The 20,460-nt window shown below is 73.3% G+C and carries 23 protein-coding genes and 2 pseudogenes; 15 read left to right on the top strand and 10 right to left on the bottom strand.

Annotated elements, in window-relative coordinates; all coding sequences use genetic code 11:
* Positions 1-11 precede the first annotated feature (11 nt).
* Complete coding sequence (locus ACZ6N8_RS00225) at positions 12-614, bottom strand: TetR/AcrR family transcriptional regulator (RefSeq protein WP_466006606.1); 603 nt, start codon at positions 612-614, stop codon at positions 12-14.
* 198 nt (positions 615-812) lie between these two features.
* Here ACZ6N8_RS00225 and proS point away from each other — a divergent pair, with 198 nt between their 5' ends.
* From proS to ACZ6N8_RS00165, 12 genes are all read left to right on the top strand, one after another.
* Entirely contained in the window at positions 813-2,219 is a 1,407-nt protein-coding gene (gene proS, locus ACZ6N8_RS00220; protein WP_357994388.1) for a proline--tRNA ligase, read from the top strand.
* Positions 2,220-2,256: 37 nt separating this feature from the next.
* Complete coding sequence (locus ACZ6N8_RS00215; RefSeq protein WP_466007267.1) at positions 2,257-2,877, top strand: ribonuclease FAU-1 family protein; 621 nt, start codon at positions 2,257-2,259, stop codon at positions 2,875-2,877.
* A 230-nt stretch (positions 2,878-3,107) separates the two neighbouring features.
* Positions 3,108-3,611, top strand: coding sequence for a 30S ribosomal protein S16 (rpsP, locus tag ACZ6N8_RS00210; protein ID WP_364366838.1), 504 nt, complete (start codon positions 3,108-3,110; stop codon positions 3,609-3,611).
* Positions 3,586-3,846 (top strand): RNA-binding protein, encoded by a 261-nt coding sequence (locus tag ACZ6N8_RS00205; protein ID WP_172862164.1) that lies wholly within the window; start codon positions 3,586-3,588, stop codon positions 3,844-3,846. The genes rpsP and ACZ6N8_RS00205 overlap by 26 nt, the downstream gene beginning before the upstream one ends.
* On the top strand, positions 3,846-4,508 hold the full coding sequence (gene rimM, locus ACZ6N8_RS00200; RefSeq protein WP_466006605.1) for a ribosome maturation factor RimM: 663 nt from the start codon (positions 3,846-3,848) through the stop codon (positions 4,506-4,508). The genes ACZ6N8_RS00205 and rimM overlap by 1 nt, the downstream gene beginning before the upstream one ends.
* Positions 4,509-4,520: 12 nt before the next feature.
* Complete coding sequence (gene trmD, locus ACZ6N8_RS00195) at positions 4,521-5,294, top strand: tRNA (guanosine(37)-N1)-methyltransferase TrmD (protein WP_466006604.1); 774 nt, start codon at positions 4,521-4,523, stop codon at positions 5,292-5,294.
* A gap of 143 nt (positions 5,295-5,437) precedes the next feature.
* On the top strand, positions 5,438-5,794 hold the full coding sequence (rplS, locus tag ACZ6N8_RS00190) for a 50S ribosomal protein L19 (protein WP_088991045.1): 357 nt from the start codon (positions 5,438-5,440) through the stop codon (positions 5,792-5,794).
* A gap of 181 nt (positions 5,795-5,975) precedes the next feature.
* The gene (gene lepB / locus ACZ6N8_RS00185; protein ID WP_466006603.1) at positions 5,976-6,845 is read left to right on the top strand and encodes a signal peptidase I; all 870 of its coding nucleotides are present in this window, start codon (positions 5,976-5,978) and stop codon (positions 6,843-6,845) included.
* Positions 6,846-6,855: 10 nt separating this feature from the next.
* Positions 6,856-7,491 carry a signal peptidase I gene (lepB, locus tag ACZ6N8_RS00180; RefSeq protein WP_203177896.1) on the top strand — a complete coding sequence of 212 codons (636 nt, stop codon included), beginning with the start codon at positions 6,856-6,858 and terminating at the stop codon, positions 7,489-7,491.
* 50 nt (positions 7,492-7,541) lie between these two features.
* The gene (locus ACZ6N8_RS00175; RefSeq protein ID WP_466006602.1) at positions 7,542-8,030 is read left to right on the top strand and encodes an NUDIX hydrolase; all 489 of its coding nucleotides are present in this window, start codon (positions 7,542-7,544) and stop codon (positions 8,028-8,030) included.
* Positions 8,024-8,836 carry a ribonuclease HII gene (locus ACZ6N8_RS00170; protein ID WP_364366823.1) on the top strand — a complete coding sequence of 271 codons (813 nt, stop codon included), beginning with the start codon at positions 8,024-8,026 and terminating at the stop codon, positions 8,834-8,836. Before ACZ6N8_RS00175 ends, ACZ6N8_RS00170 begins: the two co-directional genes overlap by 7 nt.
* The gene (locus ACZ6N8_RS00165) at positions 8,833-9,156 is read left to right on the top strand and encodes a DUF2469 domain-containing protein (protein ID WP_007075222.1); all 324 of its coding nucleotides are present in this window, start codon (positions 8,833-8,835) and stop codon (positions 9,154-9,156) included. The genes ACZ6N8_RS00170 and ACZ6N8_RS00165 overlap by 4 nt, the downstream gene beginning before the upstream one ends.
* Positions 9,157-9,208: 52 nt before the next feature.
* Here the strand turns inward: ACZ6N8_RS00165 and ACZ6N8_RS00160 are convergent, their stop codons facing one another.
* Both ACZ6N8_RS00160 and ACZ6N8_RS00155 read right to left on the bottom strand, forming a co-directional pair.
* Positions 9,209-10,336: a sulfite oxidase gene (locus tag ACZ6N8_RS00160; RefSeq protein WP_466006601.1), complete on the bottom strand. Its 1,128-nt coding sequence runs from the start codon at positions 10,334-10,336 to the stop codon at positions 9,209-9,211.
* Positions 10,337-10,464: 128 nt separating this feature from the next.
* Positions 10,465-11,097 carry a methyltransferase domain-containing protein gene (locus tag ACZ6N8_RS00155; protein ID WP_466006600.1) on the bottom strand — a complete coding sequence of 211 codons (633 nt, stop codon included), beginning with the start codon at positions 11,095-11,097 and terminating at the stop codon, positions 10,465-10,467.
* 144 nt (positions 11,098-11,241) lie between these two features.
* Here ACZ6N8_RS00155 and ACZ6N8_RS00150 point away from each other — a divergent pair, with 144 nt between their 5' ends.
* Positions 11,242-11,982, top strand: coding sequence for a murein hydrolase activator EnvC family protein (locus ACZ6N8_RS00150; RefSeq protein WP_466006599.1), 741 nt, complete (start codon positions 11,242-11,244; stop codon positions 11,980-11,982).
* Here ACZ6N8_RS00150 and ACZ6N8_RS00145 read toward each other — a convergent pair.
* On the bottom strand, positions 11,921-12,310 hold the full coding sequence (locus tag ACZ6N8_RS00145) for a nuclear transport factor 2 family protein (protein WP_466006598.1): 390 nt from the start codon (positions 12,308-12,310) through the stop codon (positions 11,921-11,923). The genes ACZ6N8_RS00150 and ACZ6N8_RS00145 overlap by 62 nt on opposite strands.
* 68 nt (positions 12,311-12,378) lie before the next feature.
* Here ACZ6N8_RS00145 and ACZ6N8_RS00140 point away from each other — a divergent pair, with 68 nt between their 5' ends.
* The gene (locus ACZ6N8_RS00140; RefSeq protein WP_466006597.1) at positions 12,379-13,158 is read left to right on the top strand and encodes a helix-turn-helix domain-containing protein; all 780 of its coding nucleotides are present in this window, start codon (positions 12,379-12,381) and stop codon (positions 13,156-13,158) included.
* 7 nt (positions 13,159-13,165) lie between these two features.
* On the opposite strand, the gene ACZ6N8_RS00135 is transcribed toward ACZ6N8_RS00140, so the two are convergent.
* The 6 genes and pseudogenes from ACZ6N8_RS00135 to ACZ6N8_RS00110 all read right to left on the bottom strand — a co-directional run bounded on the left by ACZ6N8_RS00135 (position 13,166) and on the right by ACZ6N8_RS00110 (position 18,862).
* The gene (locus tag ACZ6N8_RS00135) at positions 13,166-14,347 is read right to left on the bottom strand and encodes an aminotransferase class V-fold PLP-dependent enzyme (RefSeq protein ID WP_466006596.1); all 1,182 of its coding nucleotides are present in this window, start codon (positions 14,345-14,347) and stop codon (positions 13,166-13,168) included.
* A gap of 44 nt (positions 14,348-14,391) precedes the next feature.
* A pseudogene (locus ACZ6N8_RS00130) lies at positions 14,392-14,892 on the bottom strand (tyrosine-type recombinase/integrase); the annotation flags it as partial.
* Between the two features lie 170 nt (positions 14,893-15,062).
* Positions 15,063-15,480, bottom strand: a pseudogene (locus ACZ6N8_RS00125) (site-specific integrase); the annotation flags it as partial.
* A gap of 281 nt (positions 15,481-15,761) precedes the next feature.
* Entirely contained in the window at positions 15,762-16,955 is a 1,194-nt protein-coding gene (gene dprA, locus ACZ6N8_RS00120) for a DNA-processing protein DprA (RefSeq protein ID WP_466006595.1), read from the bottom strand.
* A complete protein-coding gene (locus ACZ6N8_RS00115) occupies positions 16,952-18,472 on the bottom strand; it encodes a YifB family Mg chelatase-like AAA ATPase (protein ID WP_466006594.1) in 1,521 nt (506 codons plus the stop codon). Before ACZ6N8_RS00115 ends, dprA begins: the two co-directional genes overlap by 4 nt.
* Before the next feature lie 30 nt (positions 18,473-18,502).
* On the bottom strand, positions 18,503-18,862 hold the full coding sequence (locus ACZ6N8_RS00110) for a YraN family protein (protein ID WP_364366793.1): 360 nt from the start codon (positions 18,860-18,862) through the stop codon (positions 18,503-18,505).
* Positions 18,863-19,063: 201 nt separating this feature from the next.
* On the opposite strand from ACZ6N8_RS00110, the gene ACZ6N8_RS00105 reads away from it, so the two are divergent.
* Positions 19,064-20,059 carry a hypothetical protein gene (locus ACZ6N8_RS00105; RefSeq protein WP_466006593.1) on the top strand — a complete coding sequence of 332 codons (996 nt, stop codon included), beginning with the start codon at positions 19,064-19,066 and terminating at the stop codon, positions 20,057-20,059.
* Positions 20,060-20,460: the final 401 nt, after the last annotated feature.

Here is a 20,460-nt window from a genome sequence, read left to right as displayed (position 1 = left end):
GCGGTGCGGGGTCAGCGGGGTGGGCGGGCGGCGGCGCTGAAGAGGCGTACGGCCAGGTCGGTGAGGGCCGTGGCGGTCTGGTCGATAGGGGAGCGGGGGAGCACGATGTGGCTCACCACCAGCCGGACGATCGTGTCGGCGGCGAAGGCCAGCGCGGCCCGGTCCGCTCCGGGTAGGTGATCGCCGGCCCAGTCGATGAGCGTGCCGGACGCCTCGGTGAGCACCACCTCGGCCCGTGTCGTGAGGTACGGAAGCAGTTCGTCAGATCCGCCACGGGCGCTTGTCAGGATGGCCTTGACCAGCGGGTTCTCGGCTGCGGTGGTGAGGGTGCGTTCGATCGCCGCGTACGCGCCGGCGTGTACGTCGGAGCCATGCGCGAGCAGGGCGGCGCGGACCTCGCCGACGAACCGGTCCACCTCCCGGCGGGCGAGCGCCTCGGCCAGCCCTGCCTTGCTGCCGAACTCGTTGTAGACGGTCTGCCGGCTCACCCCCGCCGTGGTGGCCACCCCGCCCATCCGGACCGCGTCCCAGCCCGCCGCGATGGTCCGTGTGCGGGCGGCGTCCACGATCGTGTCCCGCAGGCGCAGGCGGGGCGAGTCCGTCGATGTAGTCATGGTGGTCGAATTCTACGGCCGCGCCGCCGACCCGCCCAGGCCGCGCCGCCGACCCGCCCAGGCCGCGCCGCCGACCCGTCGAGGCGCGCGTCGTCGAGCCGTTCCGGCACGGCGACGGCCGGCGTGGGGGTGACCGCGGCGCGGCGCGGCGGCTCCCGGGCGCGGCGTCGTGCCGCCTGACGCATAGGATGTGCGGTCATGGCACGCGTGCTCACTCCCCGCGCGGAGGACTTCCCCCGCTGGTACCAGGACCTGATCGCCAAGGCGAAGCTGGCCGACAACGGCCCGGTCCGCGGCACCATGGTCATCCGCCCGGCCGGTTACGCCATCTGGGAACGGATGCAGGCCGAGATGGACGCCCGGATCAAGGCGGCCGGCGCGGAGAACGCGTACTTCCCGCTGTTCATCCCGGAGAGCTACCTCAAGCGTGAGGCCGAGCACGTCGAGGGCTTCTCGCCGGAGCTGGCGGTGGTCACGCACGGTGGCGGCAAGCAGCTCGCCGAGCCGGTGGTGGTGCGCCCCACCAGCGAGACGGTGATCGGCGAGTTCATGGCCAAGTGGATCGACTCGTACCGGGACCTGCCGCTGCTGCTCAACCAGTGGGCGAACGTGGTCCGGTGGGAGCTGCGTCCGCGGATCTTCCTGCGTACCAGCGAGTTCCTCTGGCAGGAGGGGCACACCGCGCACGCCACCCGCGAGGACGCGCGGGCGTACGCGCGGCGGATCCTGCACGAGGCGTACGAGGACCTGATGGTCAACGTGCTGGGCATCCCGGTGGTGGTGGGCCTGAAGACGGCCCGTGAGCGGTTCGCCGGCGCGACTGCCACGTACACCTGCGAAGGCATGATGGGCGACGGCAAGGCGCTGCAGCTGGGCACCAGCCACGAGCTGGGTCAGAACTTCGCCAAGGCGTTCGACATCAGCTACTCGTCGGCCGAGGGGGGCCGGGAGCACGCCTGGACGACCTCGTGGGGCACGTCGACCCGGATGCTCGGTGGCCTGATCATGGCGCACGGCGACGACAACGGTCTGCGGGTGCCGCCGAGGCTGGCTCCGATCCAGGCGTACATCATGATCGTCAAGGATGGCGAGGGCGTCGCGGAGGCGGCGGCCAAGCTGCGCGACGGCCTGCGCGACGCAGGTGTCCGGGTCGCGCTCGACGACCGGACCGACACCGCCTTCGGCCGCCGGGCCGTCGACGCCGAGCTGCGGGGCTATCCGGTACGCGTCGAGGTCGGCCCCCGTGACCTGGCCGTCGGCAACGCGACTGTGGTGCGTCGTACGGACGGGTCGAAGTCCCCGACGCCGGTGGCCGACGTGGTCGGCGCGGTGCTCGCCGCCCTGGAGGCCGACCAGCAGGTGCTGCACGACCAGGCGCTCGCTCACCGGCTGTCCCGCACGGTGGAGGTGGCCACCCTCGCCGAGGCGATCGAGGCGGCCGCTACCGGCTGGGCCCGGGTGCCGTGGTCGGCGGTCGGCGTGGCCGGCGAGGCCGAGGCGAACGGTCAGGGCGTCACGGTGCGCTGCCTGCTGCGGGCCGACGGCTCGGTCCCGGACTCGGAGGACGAGCCGGACCTGGTCGCCATCCTCGCCCGCGCCTACTGAGGTGCTCGTCGACCGGTTCCAGCCCGGCCGGCTGATCATGCACCGGAACGTGCGGCACGGCCGGATCGGGTGGGTCCGGCCGGGCCGGGTGGTCAGCGACGACGAGCGTGGCCTGCTGGTGTGGATCGCCCGGGACTCGCCGGTGGCCCACGAGGTGACCGAGGCGGGGCTGAACATGCGGGCGGTGCCGTTCGCCACGTGGATCTCGTCGTCGTACCGGCTGGCGCACGGCCGCTGGAACGGTCCGCCGCTGTTGAAGTTCCTGCCCACCGGGGCGGCGCACTCGGTGTGGTGGTTCCGCGACGCGCAGGGCCGGTTCGCCCACTGGTACGTCAACCTGGAGGAGCACGGCGTCCGCTGGGACGACGGCCCGGTGGCCGGCGTCGACGTGGTGGACCAGGACCTCGACGTGGTGGTGCACCCGGACCTGAGCTGGCAGTGGAAGGACGAGGACGAGTTCGTCGAGCGGCTCGCGTTCGGGGACGACTACTGGGTGACCGACGAGAAGGCGGTCCGGGCCGAGGGGGAGCGGGTGATCGCGCTCGCCGAGGCGGGTGTGTTCCCGTTCGACGGCACCTGGTGCGACTTCACGCCCCCGGCAGACTGGGACGTACCGGACGAACTTCCGCCGGGATGGGATCGTCCGCCGGTGCGCTGAGCGGTGTTCCCGGTCACCGGTGGCGTGGTGTCCGGGTCCGATGCGGGAGACCGGCAGCGGATCTGGCAGAATGGGTCGCTGGTATCCGGCGCGCGTCCGGCGCCCTCTAACCCGGGCGCGTTGCCAGTCCACCGAGTTGTCTCCGGCCCAACCCCACTGTGCCGGTCGGCGCTCACCCATGCACACCGCCCGTACCGGGCCGGTGAGATCGCAACAGGAGCGAAACAACTGTGGCCGTAAAGATCCGGCTCCTGCGGATGGGCAAGATCCGCAACCCGCAGTACCGCATCGTCATCGCCGACTCGCGCACCAAGCGTGACGGTCGTGCGATCGAGTTCGTCGGGGTGTACCAGCCGAAGGAAGACCCTTCGGTCATCGAGGTCAAGTCGGAGCGGGTCCAGTACTGGCTGTCCGTCGGCGCCCAGCCGAGCGAGGCGGTGCAGCGGCTGCTGGAGCTGACCGGTGACTGGCAGAAGTTCAAGGGCCTGCCGGCCCCGCCGCCGCTGCTGGTCGCCCCCGAGAAGGCCGACCGCAAGGCGGCGTACGAGGCTGAGTCGAAGGCCGCCGCCGGGCTGGCCCCGGAGACCCCGGCCAAGCCGGCCAAGAAGGCCGCCAAGGCCGCCGAGGCTCCGAAGGCCGACGCTCCGGCTGAGGCTCCCAAGGCCGAGGCGCCGAAGACCGAGGCTCCGGCCGAGGCCCCGGCTGCCGCTGCCGACGCCGGTGAGCAGGCCTGACATGCCTCTGCGTCCGGCGTTGGAGCACCTGGTCAAGGGCATCGTCGACCACCCGGACGACGTCCGGGTGCGGATGGTCGATTCCCGTCGGGGCAAGCGGCTCGAAGTCCGCGTGCACCCCGAGGACCTCGGCACGGTGATCGGGCGGTCCGGCCGGACCGCCAAGGCGCTGCGTCAGGTGATCGGCTCCATCGGCGGGCGCGGGGTACGCGTCGACATCGTCGACTCGTACTGATGCAGCTCGTCGTCGGAAGGATCGGCAAGCCGCACGGCGTCCGCGGTGAGGTCACCGTGGAAGTGCGGACCGACGAACCCGAAGCACGGTTCGCCCCCGGCACGGTGCTGCGCACCGAGCCGGGGGCGACGCCCCCGACTGCAACCCCGCGCAACACAGTGCTGCGCACCGAGCCGGGGGCGACGCCCCCGACTGCAACCCCGCGCAACACAGTGCTGCGCACCGAGCCGGGGGCGACACCCTCTCCAACCGCCGATGAGCCCGGAGTGCCGTTCCGGGTGCCGGCGGAGTTGACCATCGAGGAGTCCCGCTTCCACCAGGGGCGGATGCTTGTCGCGTTCGACGGCATCCTGGACCGGAACGCCGCCGAGGCACTGCGCGGCACCCTGCTCGTGGTGGACAGCGCCGACGTGGCGCCGCCGGACGACCCGGAGGAGTTCCACGACCACCAGCTCGTCGGGCTGGCCGTGGTCACCCCGGCCGGTGAGCGTCTGGGCGAGGTTGCCCGCATCGACCACGCGCCCTCCTCGGACCTGCTGGTGCTGCGCCGCCCCGAGGGGCGTACCGCGCTGATCCCGTTCGTCAGGGCGATCGTTCCGGAGGTCGACCTGGCCGGCGGACGTGTGATCGTCGACCCGCCGGCCGGCCTGCTCGACCTTTAGGACCCACCCCCCATGCGCGTCGACGTCGTGTCGATCTTTCCGGAGTACTTCGCCCCGCTGGACCTGTCGCTTATCGGTCGGGCCCGGGCCAACGGCGTACTCCAGCTCGCCGTGCACGACCTGCGGACCTGGACCCACGACGTGCACCGCACGGTCGACGACACCCCCTACGGCGGCGGCCCGGGCATGGTGATGCGGCCCGAGCCGTGGGGTGAGGCGCTGGACGCCCTGGCGCCGGCCGACGCACCGCCGCCCCGGCTGCTGGTGCCCTCGCCGGCCGGTGTCCCGTTCACCCAGGCCATGGCGCACGAGTTGGCGGCCGAGTCGCACCTGCTCTTCGCCTGCGGCCGGTACGAGGGCATCGACCAGCGGGTGTTGACGCACGCCGCGACGCGGATGCCTGTCACCGAGGTCTCCCTCGGTGACTACGTGCTGTTCGGCGGCGAGGTGGCGGTGCTGGTGATCCTGGAGGCGGTCACCCGGCTGCTGCCCGGGGTGCTGGGCAACGCGGGCTCGCTGGACGAGGAGTCGCACGCCCACGGGCTGCTGGAGGCGCCGATCTACACCAAGCCGCCGAGCTGGCGTGGGCACGACGTGCCGGAGGTGCTCCGCTCCGGCGACCACGGCAAAATCGCGCGGTGGCGGCGCGAGGAGGGGCTGCTGCGGACGGCCTCCCGACGGCCGGACCTGCTGGCCGCGCTGCCCGCCGACCGGCTCGACAAACGGGACATCGCGGCCCTGGACCGGGCCGGATTTCAGTCACCACCGGGGGATGTGGCAAAGTAGGGGGGTTGCCGCATCCGTCCGCGCCCGTGGGCGGCTGCGAGGATCCCCGACCGGGGTCGGCCCGCCGACCGCCACCCGGGGATCAGAATCACCCACCCGCGCACCGAGTGACGGTGCGCCGTGAGCCTTACGAGGACGCAGCGATGAACATCCTGGACGCCCTTGACGCCCAGTCGAAGCGGACCGACCTTCCCGACTTCCGTGCCGGTGACACCGTCAAGGTGCACGCGCGGGTCGTCGAGGGCAACCGGTCCCGTGTCCAGATCTTCCAGGGCGTCGTGATCCGTCGCCAGGGTGACGGTCTGCGCGAGACCTTCTCGGTCCGCAAGGTCAGCTTCGGTGTCGGCGTCGAGCGGACCTACCCGCTCAACGGCCCGGGCATCGACCGGATCGAGGTCGTGACCCGCGGCGCCGTGCGCCGCGCGAAGCTGTACTACCTGCGCGAGCTGCGCGGCAAGAAGGCCAAGATCAAGGAGAAGCGGGAGAAGCAGCCCAGCTGACTTCCCGCTCGCCACGCCGCCTGAGCTGCGCGTATGCCGTACCGTCCGGACCGCACTACCCTGGTCGTACGGGCGCAGCCAGGCGGCGGCCCCGCCCTCGTGGCGGGCAGCCGTCCACAACCGCCCGTGGAGCCTCGACGAGGCTCCCGGGCGGTGGTGTTTCTGCGGACCGGGGAGTGGCGTGGTGCAGACGCTTGACGAGGACGGCACCGCCGATCCGTGGCGCCGACGGGCCCGCCGTGGCCGCCGCCAGATGCCCCTCTGGCAGGAGTTGCCGCTGCTGCTGATCGTCGCGTTCTGCCTCGCGGTGCTGATCCGCACGTTCCTGCTCCAGGCGTTCTTCATCCCGTCCGGCTCGATGGAGGACACCCTCCTGATCGGCGACCGGGTGCTGGTCAACAAGGTCGTCTACGACGTCCGTGATCCGGTACGCGGCGAGGTGGTGGTGTTCCGGGGCACCGACCGCTGGGCGCCGCAGGTCGACGAGCAGCCGGAGCCGGGCTTCGCCGGCAAGCTCGCCCGCACGGTCGGCGACCTGGTCGGGGTGAGCCGCCCCGGCGAGAAGGACTTCATCAAGCGGGTGATCGGGGTGCCCGGCGACCGGGTGAAGTGCTGCGACACCCAGGGCCGGGTCACCGTCAACGGCACCCCGCTCACCGAGTCGTACGTGCTGCGGGACTCCCCGCTGGACCTGCCGCCCAACCCGCAGGAGTGCCGCTCCCGGCGCTTCGACGAGGTGGTCGTGCCGCCCGGGCAGATCTTCGTGATGGGCGACCACCGGGAGGTCTCGCAGGACGCCCGCTGCCAGGGACCGGTGCCGATCGACAACGTCGTGGGCCGCGCCTTCATGGTGGTCTGGCCGTCGTCGCGGTGGACCGCCCTGTCGGTGCCGCCGACGTTCGCGGACGTGGCCGGCCCCGTCACGGCCTCCTCGGGCGCGCCCCCGGTCCGACCCACCCCGCAGGGTGGCGTGCTGCTGATTCTTCCCGTGGCGGTGGCGCTGCGGCGTTCCCGCGCGTTCCGGACGGTGACGTCCGGCCCGGCAACGTAGGCTCCTTGGCGTGATTGACGAGCAGACCGACAAGCCGCGTAGCTCCTTCTGGAAGGAGCTGCCGATCCTGCTGGGTGTGGCGATCCTGGTCGCGGTGCTGGTCCGCGCCTTCGTGCTGCAGACCTTCTTCATCCCGTCCCCGTCCATGGAGAACACTCTCAAGATCGATGACCGGGTGCTGGTCAACAAACTGGTCTACGACTTCCGGTCACCGCACCGCGGCGAGGTGATCGTCTTCAAGGCGCCGACCGAGTGGAGCGGCAACCCCGACGGTGAGGACTTCATCAAGCGGGTGATCGGTGTGGGCGGCGACCACGTGGTCTGCTGTGACCCGCAGGAGCGGCTGATCATCAACGGCAGGTCGCTTGACGAGCCGTACATCTTCTCGATGGACGGGGTCCGCGACAAGCCGGCCGACCAGGAGTTCGACATCACCGTGCCGAAGGGCCGGCTGTGGGTGATGGGTGACCACCGTTCGGCGTCGGGCGACTCGTTGGAGCACTGGCAGCAGTCCGGGCAGAACATCACCGAGGCCACCATCCCCGAGGGGGAGGTCGTCGGGCGGGCGTTCACCGTCTTCTGGCCGGTCAGCCGGGCCACCTGGCTGACAGTCCCCGAGCAGTTCGAGGGCATCCCCAAGCCGTAGGACCGACAGGGGGCGTGGGCGAACCGCCTCCCGTCTGGCAGGCTGGGGCGGTGACCGTCTACACCCCTCGACGCGCCGCCCGCGTGCTGCTCGTCGACGCGGCCGGTCGGGTGCTCCTCTTCCACGGCTTCGACCCGGTCCGCCCCGGGCACCGCTACTGGTTCACCCCGGGTGGCGGGCTCGGCGCGCAGGAGTCACCGGCGGCGGGCGCCGCCCGGGAGCTGGCCGAGGAGACCGGGTTGCGGATCGACCCCGCCGAACTGGGCGAGCCCGTCTGGTCCGACACGACCGAGTTCCCGTTCGACGGCACCTGGTACCGGCAGGAGCAGGACTTCTTCCTCCTTCGGGTGCCGCGGTGGCAGGTCGACACCGTCGGTTTCGACGACGTCGAGCGGCGCAGCATCGCCGGCCACCGCTGGTGGCCGCCCGCCGAGCTGTCCGCCAGCGGTGAGCGGTACTACCCGCCGGAGCTGCCCGAGCTGCTGGCCCGACTCCTGCCACCGACCGCCGAGGCCCGTCCCGAGGAGGCGCCGTGCTGACCCCGCCGCGCACAGTCGTACGCCGCGAGGCCGGGCTGTACGCGCTGGAGCGGGCGCTGCAACGGCGTGGCTTCCGGCACGTGGCCGGTGCCGACGAGGCCGGCCGGGGCGCGTGCGCCGGCCCGCTGGTCGCCGCCGCCGCCGTGCTGCCGGAGGGGCGACGCGGCGAGATCGAGGGCCTGGCGGATTCCAAGCTGCTCACCCCCGCCAGCCGGGAACGGGTGTACGCGGAGGTCGTGGACCGTGCCCTGGCGTACGCAGTGGTGGTCATCCCGGCCGAGGAGGTCGACGCCCGGGGGTTGCACGTGTGCAACCTCGCGGCGATGCGTCGGGCGCTCGCCTCGCTGACCACCCGACCGGAGTACGTGCTGACCGACGGCTTCGGCGTGGACGGCCTGGGCGTGCCGGGGCTGGCGGTGTGGAAGGGCGACCGGGTCGCCGCGTGCGTGGCGGCGGCGAGCGTGCTGGCCAAGGTCACCAGGGACCGGATCATGGTGGAACTGGACGGGGTGTTCCCGGCGTACGGGTTCGCCGAGCACAAGGGCTACATCACGCCGGAGCACAGCGCCGCCCTGCGGGAGCACGGGCCGTGCCGGGAACACCGTTTCTCGTACGTCAATGTCGCTGTGGTCTCCGGCCGCGACGGCCGGCCGCCGCGCTCCCGCCGGCCCGCCGGCGCGGGCGCGGACGAGCCGATGGAGCGCTCGTGGGCGTCAGGGGGTACCGTCGGCGTGGCGTTGGGCGAGCAGGCTCGACCTCCGGCGCCGGTGGGGGAAGATGTGGTCATGGAAGGCGGAGTGCGATGAGCGCGGAAGATCTCGAGAAGTACGAGACCGAGATGGAGCTTCAGCTCTACCGGGAGTACCGCGACATTGTCCGCCAGTTCTCGTACGTGGTGGAGACGGAGCGTCGGTTCTACCTGGCCAACCAGGTCGACCTGCACGTGCGCAACTCCGACGGCGAGGTCTACTTCGAGGTCGAGATGCACGACGCCTGGGTGTGGGACATGTACCGTCCTGCCCGCTTCGTGAAGAACGTCCGGGTGATGACCTTCAAGGACGTCAACGTCGAGGAGCTGGAGAAGCCCGACATCTCGCTGCCCGCCGACTCCGGCTTCGGCGGCTGACCGCACCACCGGGCCACGCCCCGGGCCCCCCACCCGTGGCCTGACCCGCCTGTCACTCGGCCGGCACCACTACCTCGACCCGCTGTACCAGGTTGTTGGCGAAACCACCCCGGTTCCACGGCTGTTCCACCGGCTGGGTCCGCCCGGACGCGTCGGTCGCCCGCGCGCCGAGCACGTACCGGCCCGGCGTGGCGGTCCACTCGTACCGCCACCGCCGCCAGGCGAAGTCACCACCGTCCGACGGGTCCAGCTCGACCGACGCCCAACTCCCGCCGCCGTCCGTGGTCACCTCCACGGCGACCACAGGCGCGTGCCCCGACCAGGCCCGACCATCCACAGTGCACGGCCCGGGCCGCACCACCCGGCGGCGGGACATGAAGTCGGGAAAGCCGGGCGGGCGGACCAACGCGCGGGGCTCGATCCGGGTCACCGGCACACCCGGGTCGTCGGCGTCGCGGCGCAGCCGGTACGCCACCGCGTTCTGGTAGCCCTCGAACGGCTCGGTCCGGACCTCCACCGAGTGCAGCCACTTCACGTGCGCCATGCCGTACCAGCCGGGCACGATCAGCCGCAGCGGGGCGCCGTGCTGCGGCAGCAGGGGAGCGCCGTTCATCTCGTACGCCAGCAGCACCTCGTCGCGCAGCGCGTCGGCTACCGGCAGCGCCCGCTGGTAGTCCTGCTCGATCCCGCGCTCGACGCCGTGATCGGCGCCGGTGAAGACCACGTCGACCGCGTCCGGCCCGAGGCCCGCGTCGCGCAGCAGCGGCGCCAGCGGCGTACCCGTCCACTCCGCGTTGCCGACGGCCTCCACGAGCCACGGCTGGCTGACCGGCCGCGGGTGCAGCAGCGCACGGCCGTTGCCTGCGCACTCAAGCGTGACCTGGTGGGTGACCCGGGGGCGTTCGCGCAGCTCGGCCAGGCTGACTGTCAACGGCCGGTCGACGGCGCCGCCGACGGTCAGCGCGTGCGTGGCCGCGTCCACCTCCGGGATGTCGTAGTGGATCAGCAGGTAGTGCAGGCCGGCCGGGGTGACGTCGTACCGCAGCGCCTCCAGGGGGATGCCGTGGTTGCGGGCGGCCAGCTGCAACTCCTCCGCGCTGATCGCCTCGTCCGGCCCGGCGAGCCTCGACGGGCCGCTCACCTCGTCCAGGGTCGGCATCCGGTCATCGACACTGGTCATGTGGGGGGCCTCCCTGGTCCGGCCGGCGGCGCGCGCCGCACCGGCCCAGCCTAGGCCCTCGCCGTCGACGCGGGCACGGCCCGGCGTTCGACCGCGACGGCGGCCGGCGGCCGTCCGGGCGGCGGGGTTCAGTCGGCCAGGAAGCGGAACATCGTCACGCCTCGCGGCAGTGGCCGGGGCTCGCCGACGAGCCGGTGTACGCCGACACCCACCCGGTCCGCCGGGGTGCTGACCGCCACCTGCGCGAAACCCTCCTTAGCGAACCAGTCACAGATGGTGGGCACCAGATCGGGCTCGCCCCGGTGCCGCGTCCAGATCACCGTGCCGCCGCTCGCGCAGAGCGCGGCGCAGTACCCGACGGTCGCCCGGATGTCGGGGTCCGGCACGTTGCCGAACACCCCGCAGAACAGCACCAGGTCGGCCGGCGCCAGATCGGCGTACGCGTCGGTCGCCGCCGCGTCGCCCGCCACCACCTGGACGCCCGTCAACCCGGCCGCGTGGACGGCGTCCTTCGCCAGCGCGACGTTGCGCGGGTCGAGTTCGACGAGGCGGGCGGTCACATCGTCCCGGCGGGGGTGCGCGGCGAGCACCGGGATCAGGTCCCGCCCCTGACCGGCGCAGGCGCTGATCACCCGCAGCGGCCCGGCGGGCGCCCGATCGAGAGCCGCCCGGACCTGTTTGCGCACCTCGGCGAGGCGGGCGGCCAACGCCGAACCCGGCCTGTCGTAGTCGTCGTGCCAGGAGAGCCAGTCCTTCGTCATCGGCCCAGCCTAGGCAGCGTCCGCGAGCGGCGGGACATAGCAGATCATCGACGGGTACGGGTGCTCGTCCACAGCACCTCCGGTTGTCCACAGCGTTGCGGCGCGGGGTGGCGGACGATCAGGCAGTGGCCGGAGGCTGCCGTCATGCCACAGTCATCCGTCCGCCGTGCCGGCTCGGTCGGCCGCACCGTCCTGCTCCGGGCCGCGTTCGCTCTCGTGCTGGCCGTGCACCTCTGCGGGCTTACCGTGCTCGTGGCGCCAGCGCCGGGCCACCCACCGCCGCGGGCGGTGCCGGCGTCCTCTGCGGTGGACATCGCCCCGGAGCGGTTCCGCTTGCCGCTCGACGGCCCGCCGGCCCCGGTACGCCGATTCGACCCACCGCCCCGGCCATGGCTGGCCGGGCACCGGGGCGTCGACCTGGCCGCCCCGGCGGGCGCGGTGGTCCGCAGCGCCGGGCCGGGCACTGTGCTCTTCGCGGGACTGGTGGCCGGCCGCCCGGTGGTCACCGTGGGGCACGCCGGGGGGCTGCGGACCACCCACGAGCCGGTACGGCCGGCCGTGCGCCCCGGCCAGCCGGTCACCGCCGGCGCGCCGCTGGGCGAGCTGCTGCCGGGGCATCCGCGCTGCCCGACCGAAGCGTGCCTGCACTGGGGTCTGCGCCGGGGCGACGAATACCTGGACCCACTGGCGCTGCTCGGCCTCGGTCCGGTGCGGCTGTTCCCGGTCGCCGGCACCGGGTTCGCCGGCACCGGCCCCGCCGACCGGCCCCGCCGACCGGCCCCGCCGACCGGCCCCGCCGACCGGCCACGCCGCTCGTCGGCGGTCAGTGCCGAGCTGACTGCCACCACGACGCGTTGGCTGCCGCGTGGGCCACCGGTTCGATGACCTCCCACACCTCGGCGATGAGCCCGTCGGTGACACGCAGGACGTCCACGACCACGATCTCCGGCCCCGGGTCGGGCAGTCGGCGCCGCGAGTGCACCACGACGTGGTCACCCTCGGCCAGCAGGTGCAGGATCTCGACACGCATCCCGGCGGTCGGGGCTGACGCCGCTCGGACAGCGGCGAGCCACTCGGCCCTCGTCGAGGTTGTCGAATCCGGTCGATGGTGAACGAAGTCCTCGCTCAGGAACGAGGCGAGCGTGTCGACGTCACCCGTTTCGACCAGCCCCGCGAGTGCAGTGTGGACGATGGCCTTGTTCTCGGTCGTCATGGGCGCAAGTGTTTGCCCGGCCCGTCCGGTTGTCGATGACATCGCATGTCATGGCGTCCGGCACGACGATGAGTACGCTCCTGACCGTGCACACCGTCGGGCAACTTCTGCGGCAGTGGCGGCAGCGCCGAGGGCTCAGCCAACTCGACCTGGCGATCGCCGCGGATGTCTCCGCCCGGCACGTCAGCCTCGTCGAGACCGGCAGGTCCAGGCCCAGTCCGAACATGATCCTCCGGCTCGCCGACCAGCTCCACGTGCCGCTGCGTGACCGCAACCGGTTGTTGCTCGCCGCCGGTTTCGCGCCCCGGTACGCGGAACGCCCCCTCGACGACACCGCCCTGTCGGCCGCCCTCGATGCGGTCCGGCGGGTCCTTCAGGCGCACGAGCCGTTCCCGGCGCTGGTCTTCGACCGCCGGTGGAACATCGTGCTGACCAACCGCGCGGTCGACCCGTTCTTCGCGCATGTCGCCCCCGACCTGCTGCGGCCACCGGTGAACCTGATCCGGCTGGGCCTGGACCCGCGCGGGTTCGCGCCCCTGGTCGTCAACCTGGCCGACGTGCGCGCCGTGTTCCGCAGTCGGGTCTCCCGCCAGCTCGCCGCCGCCCCCGACGAGGAACTCACCGCGCTCTACGAGGAACTGCTCAACCCCCTGCCCGAGGACCCGGTCGACAATCGGGTCGACGCCGACGTGGTGATCCCGATGATCCTCCGGATCGGCGGTCGGGAGGTGCGGCTCTTCTCGACAATCACCACGTTCGGCACCCCCACCGACATCACGGTCGACGAGATCGCTATCGAGTCCTACTACCCGGCGGACGCGCAGAGCGCCGCCTACTTCACCGGCTAGCGGACCGTCAGCGCTGGGCGAGCAGGGCCGGCAACCGCACGGCCAGCCGTTCGTACTCGCCGGCGGTGTTGTACACCTGACCGGCGAGCCGCAGCCATCCCCTGCCGTTCCAGCCGATCACGGCGACCTCGGCGGCGAGCCGCTCGCTGATCCGTGTCTGCAGGGCCCGGGCCGCCTCGATGGTGGTGGCGATGCCGGCGGGCAACGGAATGAGACGCATGGACACCCCCGGTCCGCCGGGGTCGGGCAGTTGCGCGGGGGGCACCCCCAGCGCGTCCCCCATGACCCGCTGGCCGTACGCGGCGAGCGCGGAGTTGTGCGCCCGTACCCTGTCGACGCCGAGACTGCGCAGCGTGAACAGGCCGGTAGGGGCGGCCAACCAGGACGTGTAGTCCAGGGTGCCCTGCCATTCGACCCGGGCCGGGTAACCGGCGTCCTGCTCCCAGGAGACCACCAACGGCTCGATCCGGTCCCGCCACCCCGGCGCCACCGCCAGCAGCGCCGTCCCACGCGGGGCGAACCCCCATTTGTGCAGGTTGCCCGCCCAGAAGTCGGCGCCGACGCTGCTCACCGTCGTGGCGAGCATGCCCGGGGCGTGCGCGGCGTCCACCAGGACCGGCACACCGTGTTCGTGGGCCACGGCGACGATGGCGGCGGTCGGGAAGAGGCGGGCGGTGACCGAGGTCAGCTGGTCGATGACGAGCAGCCGTGTCCGTCCCGGGCGCAGGCCGGTCCGGATGGCCTGGACGATCTGCTCGTCGGTGTCGGCCAGAGGGATCGGCAGGACCCGGTTGACCGCCCCCGACCGCCGGCACTCCCGCTGGATGGCCAGGGTCACCGCCCCGTACCCGTGGTCGGTGGTGAGCACCTCGTCGCCCGGTTTCAAGCCCATCGACTGGAGCACCACGGCGACGCCCGTGGTGGTGTTGCCGACCAGGGCACTGCCCTCGGGGTCGGCGCCCAGGAACCCGGCGAGGTGTCGGCGGGTGTGCGCGATCCGGTCGACGAGCCCCTGGGTGAAGAAGCGCAGCGGGTTGGCCTCCATCTCGTCGCGCAGCCGCTGCTGGGCCCGCTGCACGGCGATCGGCGCCGCACCGAACGCGCCGTGGTTGAGGTAGCTGACCGCCGGGTCCAGGGAGAAGAGCAGGCGGGCGCCCGGGATCGGCTCGGGAGGCTGCGGGACGCTCACCCGATGATCGTAACCGCCTGGCGTTCCGTGCTCCGGGCCGTTGATCAGGCGCGTGGGTGCGCCTGGCGGTAGGCGGCACGCAGCCGTTCCACCGAGACGTGCGTGTATATCTGCGTGCTGGCCAGCGACGAGTGGCCGAGCAACTCCTGCACGGCGCGCAGGTCCGCGCCGCCCTCCAGCAGATGGGTGGCCGCGGAGTGGCGCAGCCCGTGCGGGCTCGTCCGGGGTAGACCCGCGGCCTCGGCGTACCCACCGACGACCGTGCGCGCGGTCGTCGGGTTGAGCCGACCACCCCGGGCGCCGAGCAGCAGCGCACTGCCCGAGTGGGCGCCGACCAGCACCGGCCGGCCGCGGAGCAGCCACTCGTCCAGGGCCCGCTGCGCCGGCACCCCGTACGGCACCGAGCGTTCCCGCCCGCCTTTGCCGAACACCCGGACGACCCGCCGGCCGTGATCGACGTCCCCGATGTCCAGCCCGCAGGCCTCGCTGACCCGTACCCCTGTGGCGTAGAGCAGCTCCAACAGCAGCCGATCGCGCAGCAGCACCGCCTCGGCCGCCGGCCCGCCCGCCGTGTCAGCGGTCTTCGCGCCAGCGCCGTCGGCGGTCGCCTCCGTCACGGTGGCGCGCTCGGTGCCCATCCCGCCTGCGGTCACCGCCGCTGTGGTCGTGTCGTTGGTGGTGGTGTCGTTGGTGGTCGTCGGCCGCCGGGAGGGTGCCTCGACGAGGGCGGCGGCCTGGTCGGCGCGCAGGACGCTGGGCAGCTCCCGGTGCGCCCGCGGGCTGGCCAGCGCCGCACCCACATCGGCGGGGAGCAGGCCGGCGCGGTGCGCCCAGGCGCTGAACGCCCGCGCCGACGCGGCCCGCCGGGCCAGCGACGTACGGGCGGCGCCCGTGGTCCGCTGCCGGGCCAGCCAGCTGCGCAGCACCGACAGGTCCAGCTCGCCCAGCTCGACGCAGCCCATCCGGACGGCGTGGTCGAGCAGCGACACGACATCGGTGACGTACGCCCGGACGGTGTGCGCCGACCGGTTACGGACCCGGGAGAGGTGGTCGGCGAAGTCGTCCACCGCATCGCGCAGCGCCGGCGGGAGCTCCTGGTGGGTGGCCCGGGTGCCCCGGGCGGACCGGCTCATCGCCGACGCGCCGATCGTGGCCGCGTGGATGCCCGCCGCACGGCACGGGCACCCCCACTGACAGCTGGCACGGCACCAGCGTACGGCCGGGTGTTCCGCGCCGCCGGCACGCCGATGCCACCTCTGCCTAACGGCGGTTCGACCGCCTGACGAGGAACAGGACCACACCGCCGATGAGGACGGCGGACGTGACAAGACAGCACAGCGTGGCGATGTGCCACGGCCTGATCGCACCCATGACCGTGGACCGTACCGGTCCGTCCGCGCACCCGTCGCCCCGCTCAGGTGCCCTGCTTGGCCTTGGCCCTGGCGGGCGGGACGAGGGCGTAGCCGTCCTCGCGTCGGACCACCATGGACAGCTGCTCCAGCAGCGACAGCTTGCGCAGCGCGGTCCGCACGTCGACGCCGGCGCGGCCGGCGAGCCTGTCCACGCCCATTGCGCCCCGGCGGGGAAGCGCCTCCAGCAGCGACCGGGTGTCGTCGTCAAGCGCGTCGGTCGGACGCTGAGGGCCTCGGGCCGGCGGAGCCAGGTCCGCGCCGATACGGCCCACCTCCTCCAGCACGTGTGCTACACCGGTCACCAGCCGTGCCTTGGGCTGGTCGCGGAGCAGTTCGTGCGCGCCGACCGACATGGCCGAGGTCACCGGCCCGGGCACCACCATGGCCACCCGGCCGGTGTGGATGGCCCGCCGCGCGGTCTGCGTCGCGCCGCTGCGCGCCGACGCCTCCACCACGACTGTGCCCAGCGTGCCCCCGGCGATCACCCGGTTGCGGATCAGGAACCGGGGCCGCAGCGGCTCGGCGCCCGGTGGCCACTCGCTGACCAGCAGGCCGGTGTCGGCGATCCGGTCGAAGAGCGCCGTGTTGCCCATCGGGTACGGCCGGTCCACGCCGCAGGCCAGCACCGCGACGGTCAACCCGCCGGCGTTCAGGGCACCCCGGTGGGCGGCCGCGTCGATGCCGAAGGCGCCGCCGGACACCACTGTCCAGTCCCGCTCGGCCAACCCGTACCCCATCTCGGTGGCGACGTGCTGGCCGTAGCCGGTTGCCGCCCGCGCGCCGACCACCGCCACCGAACGCTCCAGCGCCTCGCCGAGCGGCCAGCCCCCGCGTACCCAGAAGCAGAGCGGCGGCGCGGTCTCGCCGTCCACCCGGCGGGTCACGTCGGGAAGTCGCAGCTCGGCGAGCCCACCGACCCGGGTCGGCCACTCCTCGTCGTCGGGGGTGACCAGCCGCGCCCCGAGCCGTTGCGCCCGCTCCAGCGCCTCGGCGGCGACCGCCCGGGCGTCGCCGGTCGCCGACCGCGCCGCCACGGTGGCGTGCAGCCAGCCGTCCGGGCTGCCGCCGTCGAGCAGCAGATCCAGTGTCGCCACCGGCCCGAACCGCTCGACCAGCCGGTGCACCACCCTGGTGCCGGGCTCGGCCAGCCAGGTCAGCGCCACCCGGGCCAGCCGGCTCTCCTCGTCGGCGCTCACGTCGCCTCCCCCGTCCGTAGTTGGGTCGCCTCACGGACGTCGTCCAGATCCGGCCGGTCCCGACCGTCCAGATCCGCGATCGTCCACGCCATCCGGATCACCCGGTCGAAGCCGCGCGCCGACAGCGAGCCGGAGTCGAGCCGGCCACGCAACTCGGCGGTGACCCGGGCGGGCAGCCGCCACGGCGGCCGGCGCAGGTGCGGGCCGTCCACCTCGGCGTTGAGCCTCCGGCCCAGACCGGCCCAACGGGTGGCCGCCGCCCGGCGGGCCGCCGCCACCCGCGCGGCCACCGTGGCCGACGACTCGGCGTCTGCGCCGGACGCCATCAGCTCCGCCGCCCGGACCGGCATCAGCCGCACCTGCACGTCGATCCGGTCGAGCAGCGGGCCGGAGAGCCGGCCCAGGTAGCGGCGGCGTACCAGCGGCGTGCACTCGCAGTGCGCGTCGCCGGACGGCTTCGCGCACGGACACGGGTTGGCCGCCAGCACCAGCTGGGTCCGGGCCGGGTATTCGGTGCCACCGCCGCTGCGGCTCAGCTGGATCCGGCCGTTCTCCAGTGGCTGGCGCAGCGCCTCCAGCGCGGCCTTGCTGAACTCGGGGGCCTCGTCGAGGAAGAGCACCCCGCGATGGGCCAGCGACACCGCCCCGGGCCGGGCCAGCCCCGAGCCACCTCCAACGAGCGACGGAACACTGGCCGTGTGGTGCGGCGCCTGGAACGGCGGACGGCGCAGCAGGTGGCCGCCCGGCGGCAGCAGCCCGGCCACCGAGTGCAGCGCCGTCACCTCCAGCGCCGCGTCGTCGTCCAGCTCCGGCAGGATCGACGGCAGCCGCTCGGCCAGCATCGTCTTGCCCGCCCCGGGCGGGCCGAGCAGCGCCACGTGGTGCCCGCCGGCGGCGGCGACCTCCAACGCGCGCCGCCCCAACTGCTGCCCGGCGACCTCGGCGAGATCCGGGCCGCCGGCGTCGAATGTCGGAGTCGTCTCCGGTGGCTCGATCAGCGGGGTGCCGTCGCGGACGAAGGCGACAAGTCGGTGCAGGGTGTCGACCGCGCGCACGCGTACGCCGGGGATGACCGCGGCCTCGGCGGCGTTGCCGGCCGGCACGATCACCCGCCCGACGCCGGCGCGGGCCGCGGCGGCGACCATCGGGAGTGCGCCCCGCACCGGCCGAACCGTCCCGTCCAGTCCCAGTTCGCCGAGGATGACCACCCCCTCCAGCGGGAGCAGCGGCAGCTCACCAGAGCCGCCCAGGAGCGCGGCGGCGATCGCCAGGTCGAAGGCCGAACCGAACTTCGGCAGTGTGGCGGGCAACAGGTTGAGGGTGATCCGGCGGTTCGGCCAGCGCTGGCCGGAGTTGACCACGGCGGCGCGGACCCGGTCCCGCGCCTCGTGCAGGGCGGTGTCCGGTAGGCCGGAGATCACCACGGCCGGTAGCCCGGCGGCCAGGTCGGCCTCGACCTCGACCAGGTGGCCGGTGACCCCGACCAGCCCCACGCACAGCACCTTCGCGTAGCTCACGGCGCGTCACCGACCCGGTCGGTGCGCATCTCAGAACGCGCCCTTGAGGTGGTCGACCTGAGCCGGACCGCTGTCGGGCAGCCGTACCGAGAGCACGTCGAACCGCACCTCGTCGGCGTTCGTGCCGGTCTCGGCGAGCCACCGCGCGGCGAGACCGCGCAACCGACGTGCCTTGGCCGGTACGACAGCCTCGGCCGGTGTGCCGAAGTCGTCGCCCCGGCGGGTCTTCACCTCACAGAAGGCGAGCACCGGCCCGTCCCAGGCGATGATGTCGATCTCCCCGGCCGGGCAGCGCCAGTTCCGGGCGACCGGGCGCAGCCCCGCCTCGGTGAGGTGCCGGGTGGCGCACCGTTCGCCGTACGCCCCGACGGCCTGGTTCCGCTTCGTCATGCCCGGCACGCTGCCCGCCGGGCGGGGGGCGCCGCGACCCGTGGTCCCCGCACCTGTGGACAAGGGGCGACCTGTGGACGACCGGACGATCAAGCCCGCGCCGTGCTATGCCGCGGATCGAGGGGCCGACCCTCGCCGCTGGTGGCGGGGCGGGGCGGGCCGAAATGGCGCGGCCGTGGCTGGTCGCATACGGTGCCGGACGTGGACGGACGACGGAGCTTTTCCGAAGATCAGGAGTCGCGCTGGTATCCCGACGAACGGGGTCGCGGCTACGGCGAGGCGGAGTGGCGTGCGGCGGGTGAACCGCGATACGGGGACAGCGAGGTTCCCGAGCAGCGTGGCGCGGACGGCGGCCGGTACGACGAGGACACCGGCGCCGGTCGCCGCCGGGAGCCCGACTCGGGCCGCTTCGGGGCGGTGGACGCGGGTCGTTTCGGTACGCCGGAGCCGGACTCCGGGCGCTTCGGTGCTGTCGACGCCCCGGCGCCCCGCTTCGGTACGCCCGAGTCCGACTCGGGACGGTTCGGCGCGGTCGACCCGCTTGGTGACGCGCGGCCGGAGGGGGAGGGTTACCGGGCAACCCGCTCGCGCAGGGCGGATCGGGATCCCTCGGAGACCTCGGGTGAGCTGCCCGGTCGTCGGGCGGCCCGGGAGCAGGCCCCGACCCCGCTGACCACCGCAGCGCCGGAGGTCGTCGCGGACACCCCACCCGCCGCGGTGCTCGCCGACCAGACCCGGCCCGCCCCGCTCGGCGGATACCCGATCATCGAACCGACCCGGGGCGCCGGCGAGACGCCGCACCCGCTGGAGATGCCGACCGGCCCGATGCCCGGTATCGGTCCCCGTGTCGACCCGCCCGTGGTCGAGTCGCCTGCGTACCCCCCGGTCGCCGACGGCGTGTACCGGACCCGCCGGCCGGTGCTGGCGGTGCTCTTCGCCCTGCTGGTGTTGGTCTTCGAGGTGCCGGCGCTGCGGGTGCTGCTGGCCGGCGTGACAGGCGACCCGGTGTCCGCCGGAAACGTGGTGGCGGGCATCGCCCTGGTCGCCGGCCTGCCGATCCTCGCGACCGGGCTGTACGGGCTGCGGACCGGCGGTCTCGCGCTCTCCGACTCCGGCCGTGGCTGGCTGCGCCCGCCGACGGCCTACCTGACCGTCGGCCTGGTGCTCTTCGTGGCCGCCGCGCTCGCCGCCGGCTGACCCGAGCGAGCCGTCCGCACGGCTGATGATCCACACAACAACCAGGAAATAGTGGCCTCCAGCGACGCGGAGGCCACTATTTCCGTGAAGTAGCGCGATCAAGCCGGCCATGCGGGGGCGAGCGCACGATCCAGGCCTGGTGACCGAGCGATCAAGCCCAGTGGCGATCACCTGCGCGCCGGTCAACACCCCGAGACGGGTGGGCGGTCAAGGGGCGTACACTTGTCGACTGGCGACCGCCTTGCGCGGTCGACCTCGCGTGCCCTCTTCACGAAATCGTCGTGGAGCGACGGCCTCCCTGGTCCCGATCCTGATCGGGCCCACCATGGGCCGGCGACCAGGCACCAGGACGCCCGGCCACCGGCCGGGCGTGACAACCAGGGATCTTGAGGAGTAACCCA

The organism is Micromonospora sp. NPDC047521 (assembly GCF_055587305.1).
Note: the sequence above shows the minus strand (reverse complement) of the source record. Positions and strands in the feature narration are given on the sequence as shown.